This is a genomic window from uncultured Dialister sp., from assembly GCA_900314595.1.
Classification (GTDB): domain Bacteria; phylum Bacillota; class Negativicutes; order Veillonellales; family Dialisteraceae; genus Dialister.
This window is the reverse complement of record OMVW01000006.1, coordinates 47,793-60,257: the sequence shown is the minus strand read 5'-3', so window position 1 is coordinate 60,257 and position 12,465 is coordinate 47,793. Positions and strand designations below refer to the sequence as shown.

General features: G+C 46.0%; 13 protein-coding genes. 8 read left to right on the top strand and 5 right to left on the bottom strand.

Annotated features, from left to right (window positions below; translation table 11 throughout):
• Positions 1 to 5 precede the first annotated feature (5 nt).
• Both QZN42_RS03760 and QZN42_RS03755 read left to right on the top strand, forming a co-directional pair.
• On the top strand, positions 6 to 857 hold the full coding sequence (locus QZN42_RS03760) for a LysR family transcriptional regulator (RefSeq protein WP_296954393.1): 852 nt from the start codon (positions 6 to 8) through the stop codon (positions 855 to 857).
• A gap of 87 nt (positions 858 to 944) precedes the next feature.
• Positions 945 to 2,297, top strand: a complete 1,353-nt coding sequence (locus QZN42_RS03755) for an MATE family efflux transporter (RefSeq protein WP_296954392.1) — start codon at positions 945 to 947, stop codon at positions 2,295 to 2,297.
• A 55-nt stretch (positions 2,298 to 2,352) separates the two neighbouring features.
• Here the strand turns inward: QZN42_RS03755 and QZN42_RS03750 are convergent, their stop codons facing one another.
• Both QZN42_RS03750 and QZN42_RS03745 read right to left on the bottom strand, forming a co-directional pair.
• Positions 2,353 to 3,711, bottom strand: coding sequence for a PFL family protein (locus QZN42_RS03750; RefSeq protein WP_296954391.1), 1,359 nt, complete (start codon positions 3,709 to 3,711; stop codon positions 2,353 to 2,355).
• Between the two features lie 11 nt (positions 3,712 to 3,722).
• Positions 3,723 to 3,995, bottom strand: a complete 273-nt coding sequence (locus QZN42_RS03745) for an ACT domain-containing protein (RefSeq protein ID WP_296954390.1) — start codon at positions 3,993 to 3,995, stop codon at positions 3,723 to 3,725.
• Positions 3,996 to 4,345: 350 nt separating this feature from the next.
• Between QZN42_RS03745 and QZN42_RS03740 the strand changes: the two genes are divergently transcribed.
• Genes QZN42_RS03740 through QZN42_RS03725 form a run of 4 tightly spaced genes read left to right on the top strand, consistent with a single transcriptional unit; the run spans position 4,346 to position 7,897 of the window.
• Positions 4,346 to 5,098, top strand: a complete 753-nt coding sequence (locus tag QZN42_RS03740; protein ID WP_296954439.1) for an exodeoxyribonuclease III — start codon at positions 4,346 to 4,348, stop codon at positions 5,096 to 5,098.
• Between the two features lie 3 nt (positions 5,099 to 5,101).
• Complete coding sequence (locus QZN42_RS03735; RefSeq protein ID WP_296954389.1) at positions 5,102 to 6,244, top strand: cell wall metabolism sensor histidine kinase WalK; 1,143 nt, start codon at positions 5,102 to 5,104, stop codon at positions 6,242 to 6,244.
• Positions 6,245 to 6,246: 2 nt separating this feature from the next.
• The gene (locus QZN42_RS03730) at positions 6,247 to 6,966 is read left to right on the top strand and encodes a response regulator transcription factor (protein ID WP_296954388.1); all 720 of its coding nucleotides are present in this window, start codon (positions 6,247 to 6,249) and stop codon (positions 6,964 to 6,966) included.
• A 10-nt stretch (positions 6,967 to 6,976) separates the two neighbouring features.
• A complete protein-coding gene (locus QZN42_RS03725) occupies positions 6,977 to 7,897 on the top strand; it encodes an NAD-dependent epimerase/dehydratase family protein (protein WP_296954387.1) in 921 nt (306 codons plus the stop codon).
• Positions 7,898 to 8,064: 167 nt separating this feature from the next.
• Here QZN42_RS03725 and QZN42_RS03720 read toward each other — a convergent pair whose 3' ends face one another.
• Positions 8,065 to 8,865, bottom strand: coding sequence for an HAD family hydrolase (locus QZN42_RS03720; RefSeq protein ID WP_296954386.1), 801 nt, complete (start codon positions 8,863 to 8,865; stop codon positions 8,065 to 8,067).
• An 82-nt stretch (positions 8,866 to 8,947) separates the two neighbouring features.
• Here QZN42_RS03720 and QZN42_RS03715 point away from each other — a divergent pair, with 82 nt between their 5' ends.
• Both QZN42_RS03715 and QZN42_RS03710 read left to right on the top strand, forming a co-directional pair.
• A complete protein-coding gene (locus QZN42_RS03715; protein ID WP_296954385.1) occupies positions 8,948 to 9,826 on the top strand; it encodes a DMT family transporter in 879 nt (292 codons plus the stop codon).
• 48 nt (positions 9,827 to 9,874) lie between these two features.
• On the top strand, positions 9,875 to 10,819 hold the full coding sequence (locus tag QZN42_RS03710) for an NAD(P)-dependent oxidoreductase (RefSeq protein WP_296954384.1): 945 nt from the start codon (positions 9,875 to 9,877) through the stop codon (positions 10,817 to 10,819).
• A gap of 120 nt (positions 10,820 to 10,939) precedes the next feature.
• On the opposite strand, the gene QZN42_RS03705 is transcribed toward QZN42_RS03710, so the two are convergent.
• Together QZN42_RS03705 and QZN42_RS03700 are read right to left on the bottom strand one after the other, a co-directional pair.
• Positions 10,940 to 11,902, bottom strand: coding sequence for an RluA family pseudouridine synthase (locus QZN42_RS03705; RefSeq protein ID WP_296954383.1), 963 nt, complete (start codon positions 11,900 to 11,902; stop codon positions 10,940 to 10,942).
• 2 nt (positions 11,903 to 11,904) lie between these two features.
• Entirely contained in the window at positions 11,905 to 12,423 is a 519-nt protein-coding gene (locus tag QZN42_RS03700; protein ID WP_296954382.1) for a transcription repressor NadR, read from the bottom strand.
• Positions 12,424 to 12,465 lie beyond the last annotated feature (42 nt).

Sequence of the window (12,465 nt, the reverse complement as noted above, 5' to 3'; positions counted from 1 at the left end):
CTTTTATGGATATCAACAAGCTCACATATTTTTTTGCTTCCGCAGAAACCGGAAATTTCACAAAAGCCGCAGAAAAATGTCATATAGCCCAGACCACCATGAGCAAATATATCAGCAGCCTGGAAAAAGAGGCCGGTTTCAAAATCTTTGCCCGTTCCTCCCGGGGCATGGTCCTGACTTCAAAAGGGCAAAATTTTTATGATGGGATGAAAGAAATTTATGAGCGTTATGAGTCGCTGATCCACCGGCTTGTCCCGGCATTATCTTCCATTACCATCGGACTTGATTCTCAGGAATACCGGGGAATTGATTTCATGCCTGCTTTTTTGAAGGAATTTCCGGAAATCACAATTAATTACCGTATTGAGCCGCCGGAAGTATTAGAAAATGAACTCGCCAGCCACCGGATAGATGCGATCATTGCCCCGGAAGCGATTTCCTTTTCTTCCCGTTTTATTTCCTGCGAACTGGCCCTTGTACCACAATCACTGGTATGCTCACGGGAAAAAGCCGAAGCTTTAAAAGATATCAAATCCGTCATCTCCTCCCTGCCTTTCCTGACCAAAGCGGAAAATCCGGGATATATTGAAAATTGCCGGCAGAAATTCATGAAATCATTTGGCATAACTTTTTCCTCTACGGAAAAAGTACCCACTTATTCTGAGCAGCTGCTGCGCCTTTCCCTGGGAGAAGGTTTTGCCATTCTTCCAATAAAACCGGGAAGCGGATACGATGACCTGCATGCATTTGCCCTGGACCAGTCCTTTGCAGAAAGAACCTGCCTTATCTGCAGGAAAGACGAACATTCCCCTTTTCTAAGAAAGCTTATTTATTTTACCCATGAAAAAAAGTGCTGATATCCACACTTTTATTCTTTTTACAAACCCCTGTCTCCATGGTATTCTGATGAAAATTCAGAATACTTTTTTAATGCAGGTGATTTTATGATTCTCGAAAATGATCTGACCCGGGGAAAATTATTTCCTAAAATGATGAATTTCGCTGTTCCTTATCTGGCAGCCTGTTTTCTGCAGACCTTTTACGGTATGGCAGATCTCTTCATCACGGGACAATTTTATGGTGCCGCCCCTGTAAGCGCCGTATTTATCGGCAGCCAGGTTATGCACATGGTCATCGTCATGATAACGGGACTTACCATAGGCTGTGCGGTATCTATTGCCCGGAGTCTTGGCGGACAGGACGAGAAAACAGCATTCAGGCTCATGGGTACGTCGGCAGCCTTCTTTATTCCCCTGTCCCTTCTGATTTCTGCTATCCTGCTTTTCCTCATGCCCTTCATCCTCTCCGCTCTCCAGACACCGGTTGAGGCAGTCGGGGATACTGCTGATTATCTATTCATCTGTTTTCTGGGCGTCCCTCTTATTTTCTTATACAATATGATGAGCAGTTTCCTGCGGGGTATGGGAAATACAAGAGCCCCCATGATCTTTATCGCCCTCTCCGGGATTGTCAATATCGGGCTGGACTATCTCCTGATCGGCCCGATGCACATGAGTGCAAAAGGTGCTGCCATTGGCACTGTGGGCGCTGAAGCATTAAGCGCCCTGCTTTGTCTTTTCTATTTGCATCATAAAGCAAAAAACCTGCAGATTTCCGGAAATTCTTTCAACCCGCAGATGGTTTATCTCCGCCAGATTCTTTCTATCGGTCTTCCCATCTGCTGTCAGGATGGACTCATCCAGATTTCCTTCCTGGCTATTACTTCCATTGCTGACAGCCTTGGAGTCGAAACAGCAGCGGCAGTTGGGGTTGTGGAAAAAATCATCAGCTTCCTCTTCCTCGTTCCTTCTGCCATGATGTCTACCGTTTCCGCCACTGCGGCCCAGAATGCAGGCGGCGGTTTCCATGAGCGAGCAAGGCAGGGACTCCGGTACGGCATTACGACCTGCATAACATTTGGCATTCTCTGCATCCTTCTGGCAGAATTAAAGGCGCCCGAAATCATTAACCTTTTCGTTCCCGGCGAAGAATCAGTCATCGCCATGGGAAGTGATTATTTCCACGCTTACTGCCTGGATTGCGCTATTGCCGGCATTCACTTCTGCTTCAGCGGGTATTTTTCTGCATACAGAAAAGCAGAACTATCTTTTATTCACAATGTCATTTCCATATTTACTCTCCGCATCCCCGGTACTTATCTGGCGGCTCTTCTCTTTCCAGCCACTCTTTTCCCCATGGGGCTCGCCGCTCCGGCCGGTTCTCTTCTTTCTGTTTTTATCTGTGTATATTTCTACAGGAAATATTTCGATTTAAAAAAAGCAGAAACAGCAGACTGAACTTTCCATCAAAAAACTTCCGAAGCAAGAGCCCCGGAAGTTTTTGTCTATCATATCAGTTAGTTAAGGATCTTAAAGGTGCAGGAATCTTACCGCCGCGGTTGATGAATTCATCCGCCCGGAAGTGATTAATCTCCATAACCGGAGCATAACCCATGAGCCCGCCAAATTGTACCATATCGCCCGGTTTTTTCCCGGGAACCGGAATCAGTCTCGTAGCAGTCGTCTTGTTATTGATCATGCCGATTGCCGCTTCATCGGCAAGGATGGCAGAGATTGTGGAAGCCGGAGTATCCCCGGGGATAGCAATCATATCAAGCCCGACAGAGCAGACACATGTCATGGCTTCCAGTTTTTCCAGGCAGAGGCTTCCTCTCTGCACTGCCTGAATCATTCCCAAATCTTCACTGACAGGGATGAAAGCGCCTGAAAGTCCGCCAACGCTGGAAGAAGCCATAAGGCCGCCTTTTTTTACCGCATCATTCAGAAGTGCCAGAGCGGCCGTAGTACCCGGCCCGCCGCAGCTTTCCAGTCCCATTTCCTCAAGTACCTGGGCCACGCTGTCTCCAACAGCTGAGGTCGGTGCCAGAGACAGGTCGATGATACCAAATGGCGCGTGAAGTCTTTTGGTAGCTGCTTCTGCCACCAGCTGGCCAAGGCGGGTAATCATGAAGGCTGTATTTTTTATAGTCCTGGCAACCACATTCAGCGGTGCGCCCTTCACATCCTCCAGTGCTCTCTTTACCACGCCCGGTCCTGAAACACCTACATGGATAGCTGTATCCCCCTGGGTGACGCCATGGAAAGCGCCTGCCATGAATGGATTATCTTCAACTGCATTGCAGAATTCCACCAGTTTCGTACATCCATAAGCATCCTGGTCCTTTGTGAGTTCAGCAGTTTTCTTGACTACTTCTCCCATCTGTTTCACAGCATCCATATTGATGCCTGCTTTCGTTGAACCTACTGCCACAGAACTGCAAATGGATGATGTAGACGCCAGTGCTTCCGGAATAGAATCAATAAGGATTTTATCCGATGCTGATATTCCACGGTCCACAAGAGCTGAGAATCCGCCAAGGATATCCACCCCCACCGCATCGGCTGCTTTCTGGAGTGTCTGCGCGATAGGTACATAACTGGATACATGGAGCCCGCCGGCTACAAGAGCCACAGGAGTGACGGAAATACGACGGTTAATAATAGGCACACCGTATTCCCTGGAAATATCATGACTCACCTCAGTTAAATGTTCCGCTTTGGTGCAGATTGTGTCATAAATTTTGTCACACAATGTTTTTTCATCATCTGAAACGCAGCCCAGAAGGGAAATGCCCATGGTGATGGTTCGCACGTCCAGTTTATTCTGGTCAAACATGCGCTCCGTTGCGAGGATTTCTTCTATATCGAGCATGGCTCCCCCTTTCAGATACGGTGCATGGCGTAGAAAATATCAGCCAGCTGGGCACGGACATCGACTCCCAGCTCTTTTCCCAGCCTGCCCATATCGTCCTGTACATCTTTCAAAGTACCCCTGGCATTTTCCATATCGCAAATGAGGACCATGTCGAAAATGTCTCCAAGAATAGTCTGCGAAATATCAAGGATATTTATATTTTCCTCTGCCAGGGCAGTGGCTACGCCGGCAACAATACCGACCCGGTCAGCGCCAATTACAGTGATAACAATCTTTTTCATATTGACTCCTTCTCCTTCCAGGAAATCAGCCAGGAAGAAACTACGCCCTGCCTGCTTTAACTGCCTACATTATAGCACACCGGGCCAGGTTTCCACGATATTTACACAGTAAGTTAAAATATATCCGGTATTTATTTCTTTCTGCTTATCTTTTATATTTCATTTATACTATAAGCCATAAAATTTAAATTCGTTGACGGGATTTCGAGTTTAATATTTATGCGAAAAAGTTATAAATAATAATTTAACTATGTCATTCTGCCTTTTAAAACGGTCACGGAAAGTTTATAATTATGATTATAAGAAATCATTATTTTTATTCCAAGCAGAAGGAGATTCCTATGAAAAAACTGAAGTATATTTCCTGGAATGTGAACGGTCTCCGGGCATGTCTGAAAAAAGGTTTCATGGATGCTTTCCGGACGCTTGACGCAGACTGCTTCTGCCTTCAGGAGACAAAACTGCAGCCTCACCAGATTGAACTGGAACTTCCCGGTTACCACCAATACTGGAACAGTGCTGTCAAGAAAGGTTACAGTGGCACGGCCCTTTTCACGAAGGAAGAGCCTCTTTCTGTAACTTACGGGCTGGGTATTGCCGAACATGATCAGGAAGGACGCCTCATCACTGCCGACTTTGGAGATCATTACCTTCTCTGCTGTTACACGCCAAACAGCCAGCGAGGTCTCGCCCGTCTTTCTTACCGGATGAAATGGGAGGACGAAATGAAGAAATACATGACAGGATTGGCCGAATCCAAGCCTGTCATACTTTGCGGTGACCTCAATGTGGCTCATGAAGATATCGACATAGCCAATCCGGCCGCCAATCATAAAAATGCCGGTTTTACTGATGAAGAGCGGGGCAAAATGACAGACCTGCTTGCTGCCGGATTTACGGATTCATTCCGTTATCGTAATCCCGATGCAAGGAATGCCTATTCCTGGTGGAGTTACTTTGCTAAATCAAGAGAGCGGAATATCGGCTGGAGAATCGATTATTTCCTTGTATCTGATGGCTGGAAGGAAAATATCAGGGATGCCTCCATCCATCCGGAAATTATGGGCAGTGATCATTGCCCTGTAGAGCTCGATCTGGGGTAACTCATGGACAGGGCCGCCAGAAAGATGAAAGAGGCTCCCTTTTCATCCCCGGAAAGTGGAGACCCGGGCAGCATGCTCCGGCATAAGATCGTACTTAAAGCGCTATTCTACATCTGTATTCCCTCTCTTATATGCATTGTTTCTCTATTGTCTTTCCTCATTTATTCCGCATCTATCGGTATAATTTTTAATTCCTTTATTTATGGCCTTTCTGCCTTGTTTATCCTTTTAATCCTGATATTCAGCGCCAGAATCAATCTTTCTTTTTACCGGTACATGCAGCAATCTTTCATCATACCTCTGCAGCAGCTTTCCATGGCTGCCCGTGCCATTCAATATGGAAATTACAATATGGCGGTAGATTACTATAGCAACGACGAAGTCGGCGAAGCCTGCAATGCCTTCCGGACGATGCAGCTACACCTGAAAAATTCTATCGCCGAACGGGCTATGTCCATGACAAGCAGGAAAATTGTTTTTTCCGGTATTGCTCACGATCTCCGGACACCCCTTACCACCATCATGGGTTATACGGAAGCTTTGCAGCTGGGTATGGCAAAAACACCGGAAAAAAAGCAGCAGTACCTGGGTGCTATTGCTTCCTGCTCTGATGACCTGTCACGGCTGATTGATGAACTCTCTCTATACAACAAGCTTTCCACAAGCCGGGTCATCTGCCATCCCAAGCCCATGAATTTCAGCAGAGTCATCCGCGAATTTATCGATGATGACAAACAATATCTGGATTCACGAAATGTCTGCGTCACCTTCGATATGGATGAAAACATCACGGCACTGGTAGACGAAAAAGAATTCCAGCGGATTATTTTCAATCTATTGTCAAATACGATAAAATATAGAATAAAAGATGCTTCCGATGTTCTCATTACTATTAAAGAAAAAGGGAAATATGCTGAATTCTCCTATCTGGATGACGGACCAGGAGTCCCTTTGGATAAACTTCCCCATATTTTTGAAGCCTTTTACCGTACTGATGAAGCCAGGAGCCGTACAAGTAACGGCAGCGGCCTGGGCCTAGCCATTGTGGCGGAAATTATTACCGCCCACAAAGGCCGCTACCGGGCTCTTAGTGAAAACGGATTAAAAATTGTTATTGATATCCCACTCGCAGAAGGGAGTAAGTAAGAATGACCAATGTACTGATTGTTGAAGATGAACCCAAAATTGCAAATATGGAAAGAGATTTTCTGGAAGGTTCCGGGTACAGGCCTTATGTGGCTGCCAACGGAGAAGATGCATTGGAAATCATGCGATTGGAAAAGATTGATGCTATCATACTTGACATCATGCTTCCCGGCGAAGATGACGGATTTTCCCTTTGCCGCAAGATACGCGAAATGACAGATGCGCCAATCATCTTTGCCACAGCTCGCACGGAAGATGCAGACATTGTCCGTGGACTGGGCCTGGGAGCAGATGATTATATCGTAAAGCCTTTCCGGGGTACAGTACTTATCGCCCATTTAAAAGCCCAGCTGGCTACTCATAAACGGCTTCTGGGAAAAGATGATGATACACCGGTTCCTGCAGTTGAAAAAGGACTCGTTATCGGAAACCTGACCATCCGCCCCAAAGCACGCCAGGTACTTATAGACGGCGTCAATGTAAACCTTACAGGAAAAGAATTTGAGCTTCTTTACTTCCTTGCCCGTCATCCAAATGAAGTTTTTTCCAAGGACCAGCTTTTCCAGCAGGTCTGGAGTTTTGAACCGGTCGGAGAATCCTCTACCGTCACTGTTCATGTCAACCGCCTCAGGGATAAACTGAAACATGCCTCTGGCAAGCCCTATGAACAGATTGAAACCGTCTGGGGTTCAGGTTATCGTTTTCACGCAAATCAGCAGTAAGGAGCATATTTTGAAGATTTTAGTAACCGGCGGTGCCGGATTTATCGGCTCACACCTTGTTGATGCACTGATTGATCAAGGTCATGAGGTAACGATCATAGACAACCTTTCCACCGGTACAAAGGAGTTCATCAACCGGAAGGCGGAATTTATTGAGGCTGATATACGCCATACAGACCTCATGGAAATATGTAAATCCCATTGCTTTGATGTCATTTATCACGAAGCCGCTCAAACCATGGTGCCAGTTTCCATTACTGACCCCCGTTTCGATGCTGATGAGAATATCATGGGCCTTCTTGCCATTCTGGAAGCAGCCAGAAAGACAGGAGTCAAAAAAATCATATTTTCCTCTTCTGCCGCTATTTATGGCGATAATCCGGCCCTTCCCCTGAAAGAAACAGAAATCCCCGCCCCCACCTCTTTCTATGGTCTCACCAAGTGGATGACAGAAAGGTACCTTGCTCTATACCACAGACTATACGGTCTCCACTATACAGTGCTCCGATACAGCAATGTGTACGGTCCCCGTCAGGGTGCCCATGGGGAAGGCGGAGTTATCTACATTTTTGCCAAAGCGCTGGCACAAGGAAAGGATATTACCATCTTTGGTGACGGAGGACAGACAAGAGACTTTATTTCCGTTCATGATGTTGTTTCAGCCAATGTGGCTGCCCTCACAAAGGGTGATGCAGAAACCTGCAACATAAGCACGAAATCGGAAATATCACTGAACGAACTGGCTCATGAAATGGTACGTCTCGCAGGAAGAGATGAATCTGTCATCCACTACGGACCTGAAAGGACAGGAGACATTTACCGCTCCTCTCTTGATAATGACAAAGCTTTCCGTATACTTGACTGGAAACCATCCTATCCCCTTGCCAGAGGGCTGAAAGATACCATTGAATTCTTCCAGAAACGGCAATGACCACGATAAGGAAATATAAAACTGTGACTCTCCTTTGAGACTCACAGTTTTTTTATGCATTTCCATTTGAATAATTTTTTAAGAATAGAAGATTCCGGTGAAGAACTGACACCGGACCACGAATAATGTACAACAATAAATGAAAATGTTCCCCGTAGGAATAAAATTTATGACAGCAATTTTTCTATTTCTTTTGCCACGCCATCTTCTTCATTGGAAAGACAGATTCCTTTGGCCGCCTTCTTTGCCACCTCATCTGCATTGGCCACAGCAAAAGATTGGCCCGCATATTTAAGAAGGGGCACATCGTTTTCCGTATTTCCAAAAGCAAGAATTTCATCATGCCCTATCCCTGCTTTTTCCGCCAGAAAACGGACCGCCTGCGCTTTATTCACGCCTTTTTTATGAACATCGACAAAATCATCCCCCGGAAAGACAATATCTACTGCATCCCCGAATTCCTTCTCAATAGCTTTTCTGATAACCATTCGCTGCTCATAAGAAGGGTCAGCAAGAATAACCCGGGTTACAAGCTGTGTCGGATGGAAAAAAGCATCGCCCAGAAATACAGGTTTCTTAGAACGATATTTCTGATACTTGATTTCCGTGCCGTCCGGCTTTTCCATATAGATCCGGTCATCCATGAAAATAGTGGTTCCCCAGCCCTTTTCCTTCGCAAAGTATAAAATGCGGGATGCCAGTTCCGGATCAAGGCCCTGCTGAAGCACGGGTTTACCGGTTTCGCTCATCATAATCCAGGAACCGGTATAGCAGATAACCGGCACATTGCCCAGATCCAGCAAGTCCACTTTGATTTTGGCAGAATCCCACATGCGGCCCGTAGCCACTACGATTTTAAATCCTTTGTCAAGAGCCCGGCGGATAACGGAACGGGAATAAGGTGAAATAGTCATATCATCATGAAGCAGGGTACCATCGAGATCGATGGCAATCATACGGATGGACATAAATACTCCTTTTACTAATAATGGAAAAGCGTTCTGTTTTCTTTTATAATAATTATTATAACATTACTAAAAGGAGTTTTTTATGAAATATCGTTTCCTTCTGCTTCTGACCGCACTCATCTGGGGTTTTGCCTTCGTGGCCCAGGTAGTTGGCATGGATACGGTAGGACCCTACACATTTAATGGTGTCCGGTTCATTCTCGGCTCATTTGCCCTTCTGCCGGTGATTCATATTCTTCACGAAGAAAAACCGCCCCTGACGACGAAAATTCCACTCTGGGCGGCTTTCATCATGTGCGGAGTACCCCTTTTTGCAGGAGCCACACTTCAGCAGGTGGGTCTTCAGTACACGACCGCTTCCAAAGCCAGCTTCCTTACAGCCAATTATATTCTTCTGGTACCGGTCACAGGACTCGCTCTTGGACTTTCTCTTCACCGCAATCATCTCATTGGCGCCCTGCTTGCCATCATAGGGTCCTACTGCATGTCTATTACGGAAGATTTTACCATCAGCCTGGGAGATTTCCTTATGCTCCTCTGCGCTCTGGGTTTTACCATCCAGATTCATGCCCTGAATTACCTGACCCAACGCTTTCCGCCGGTTCTTCTTTCTTCCGGTCAGTTTTTCGTGGCAGGCATCCTGAATCTCCTGCTGGCTTTTCTTTTTGAGACTCCCACGATTTCGGGTATCGAAGGTGCTCTATGGCCTATTCTTTACACCGGACTCTTTTCTACCGGCGTTGCCTATACGCTGCAGGCAGTAGGTCAGAAATTCCTGCCTCCTACGGAAGCTTCCATGATTCTCAGCATGGAAATGGTATTTGGTGGTATTTTCGGAGTTCTTTTCCTGAATGAATCTTTCACCTCCACTCAGGCGGCAGGCGCCATTGCCATGATTGCGGGAGTATTTTTCAGCCAGCTTCCCAGCCCCGTACTGATCAAAGGTCAATCTATTTTCTGATTAAATATTTCTATTTAAAATTTTTCTCTTTCAGAAAGGAGAAATCACATGAAAGAAATCGTTATCGCCCAGCCTCTTGGAATTACAAAGGAAATGCTTGAGAGTCTTTCCGCAAATCTGGAAAATAAAGGCTTCCACATCACCGCCTATGACTCTCTTCCGAAAAATCAGGAAGACCTGGGAAAGAGGATTGAAAAAGCCGACCTTCTGGTCATTGCCAATTATCCGCTGAAAAAAGAAGCCCTCCTCAAAGCTGCTTCTCTCAAATATATCTGTGTCGCATTCACCGGTGTGGACCATGTGGATATCGATACCTGTAAAGAAAAAGGAATCTCCGTTTCCAACTGTGCCGGCTACTCCACGGAATCAGTGGCAGAGCTTGCCTTCGGCATGATTCTTTCCCTCTATCGCAAACTTTCTGAAGGAAACAAAGCCACTAAAAATGGAAAAAACAATGCGGGACTTGTGGGAATTGAAATAAAAGACCGAACAATCGGCATTATCGGTACCGGTGCCATCGGCTCCCGGGTGGCAGAGCTCGCAAAGGTTTTTGGCGCTAAAGTCATCGGATATAACCGCTCTAAAAACAATCCTTCTATTGACTACACAGATCTGGATACACTGCTCAAAACAAGTGATATCATTACCGTCCACCTTCCGCTGACTCCGGAAACCCGGCATATTCTGGATAAGGAAAAACTTTCCCTCATGCGGAAAGATGCCATCCTTATCAATACCGCCCGGGGCGGAGTCATCGATAATGCTGCCCTTGCAGAACTTCTGAAAGAAGGAAAAATTGCAGGCGCAGGCATTGACGTATATGACGGAGAACCTCCGCTTCCTGCAGATTATCCTCTCCTTTCCGCCCCAAATCTCGTCCTCACGCCCCACGTCGGATTTGACACAAAAGAAGCCATGGCCAGAAGGGCAGTCATCGTATTTGACAATCTGGAAAGTTACCTTGCCGGAAATCAGAAAAATGTGATTTGCTGAAGGGTCCAAGACTGGCAGTCAGCCATAAACTGTTCAATTCCTTCAAAATAAAAACCGTCTCATCATGAGACGGTTTTTTATTTTGAAGGAAAATAGAATAATTCATCTCTCTGCCCACAGCTATCGGCTGATCACTTTCACAAAATCTTCCGGCAGCGGGGCTTCCACCACTTTTCCGGACAAATTGGAAAAGTTTCCATCCATTTCAGGAAACTCCAGCTGAAAGGCATGAAGCATCTGCCGCTTAATATGAAGCTTTTCGGAGGCAGAAATGCCCTCAGGGCTGCCATATTTCTTTTCTCCCAGAAGCGGATGACCGGCCGCCTGAAAATGGACACGAATCTGATGGGATCTTCCGGTGACAAGAAGGATTTTCACCAGGGAAAAAGTAATACCCTCTTTCCTCATAGTTTTTATCCGTTCATAACGAGTCTCCACGGGAACGCTCCCTCTAACCTGTTTTTCAGACCAAAAGACCCGGTTCTTCTCTCTGTCTTTAACCATGTACCCCTTAAAAACGCCCGCACTTTCGACTGTTCCCAGCACAAGAGCTTCATAATATTTATGCACTTTTCTGGATCTGATCAGTTCGTTCAGGACCTGCAGGGCCTCCATGGTTTTACCTGCCAGCACGAGACCGCTTGTATTCCTGTCCAGCCTGTTGCATATGGATGGTTTGAAAGCAGGAGTCATGAAATCTTTCAGATAAGCAAGAACTCCATCATTGAGCGATAAGCTGCCGGATGAATCTCCCTGAGAGAGGATACCGGCCGGCTTGTTCAGGACAAGGATATTTTCATCCTCATAGACAATATAATCACTGAGGTGAAAAATCCCCGTATCCTCCGGTGCTGATGGACCATTTCCAATAAATTTTGTTAAAGTTTCATCAGAGAACCAGATGGAAATCGTATCCCCCGCCCTTAGATGCTCTTTCCCTTCCATTTTCTTTCCATTAAGGGTGATATTCTTTTTCCGGATACTTTTACGAATGAGCCCCATGGATGCCGAAGGCAGGAGACGGCACACATATTTCAGAGCAGTTACCCCTTCTTCCGAAGGAGTCACATTCCAGGATTTCATTTTTACTTACCTTCATACAGGAAACCTGCATCCCGCAGGGCCTTTTCGATCTCATCCAGCTTCTCTTCATTCTCCGCTTCAATGAGATGACTGTGAATACCACCGCTGATGGAAGAAAGAAGAGTAAAATGAGTCTCCCTCATTTTTTCAAGGAAGAAGCGGATATCCTCTTCATTTTCAATTTCCAGTGCCGCTGTAATAATGCCATACATTTCATGATCTATGGAAACATTATGAATGATTCCTCCATGAGCCACAATAATTTCAAGCTCCTTTGCGGTCTGTCTTTTCTGATGGATGCAGACCAGGGTTCTTTCTGCATGGCTGCTCTTCCCTTTTTCCACATAGTAGCCCCGCGGCGTGGATATCACCGGAAGGCCGGACGCTTTCAAAAGAGCCACATCACCCACGACAATCTGCCGGCTGACCTGAAACAGATCCGCCAGATCGTTTCCTTTTACTTTGCCTTCACTTTTGTTCAGTATTTCCCGGATTTTCTCACGCCGTTCCTTTGCATTCATGGCAGCCTCCTGTAGAATGAACGTATTTTTATATCGTGTTCT

Coding starts and splice junctions, on each gene's coding strand:
- QZN42_RS03760 (WP_296954393.1), top strand. CDS start 6: ATGGATATCAACAAGCTCACATATTTTTTTGCTTCCGCAGAAACCGGA.
- QZN42_RS03755 (WP_296954392.1), top strand. CDS start 945: ATGATTCTCGAAAATGATCTGACCCGGGGAAAATTATTTCCTAAAATG.
- QZN42_RS03750 (WP_296954391.1), bottom strand. CDS start 3,711: ATGCTCGATATAGAAGAAATCCTCGCAACGGAGCGCATGTTTGACCAG.
- QZN42_RS03745 (WP_296954390.1), bottom strand. CDS start 3,995: ATGAAAAAGATTGTTATCACTGTAATTGGCGCTGACCGGGTCGGTATT.
- QZN42_RS03735 (WP_296954389.1), top strand. CDS start 5,102: ATGGACAGGGCCGCCAGAAAGATGAAAGAGGCTCCCTTTTCATCCCCG.
- QZN42_RS03730 (WP_296954388.1), top strand. CDS start 6,247: ATGACCAATGTACTGATTGTTGAAGATGAACCCAAAATTGCAAATATG.
- QZN42_RS03720 (WP_296954386.1), bottom strand. CDS start 8,865: ATGTCCATCCGTATGATTGCCATCGATCTCGATGGTACCCTGCTTCAT.
- QZN42_RS03715 (WP_296954385.1), top strand. CDS start 8,948: ATGAAATATCGTTTCCTTCTGCTTCTGACCGCACTCATCTGGGGTTTT.
- QZN42_RS03710 (WP_296954384.1), top strand. CDS start 9,875: ATGAAAGAAATCGTTATCGCCCAGCCTCTTGGAATTACAAAGGAAATG.
- QZN42_RS03705 (WP_296954383.1), bottom strand. CDS start 11,902: ATGAAATCCTGGAATGTGACTCCTTCGGAAGAAGGGGTAACTGCTCTG.
- QZN42_RS03700 (WP_296954382.1), bottom strand. CDS start 12,423: ATGAATGCAAAGGAACGGCGTGAGAAAATCCGGGAAATACTGAACAAA.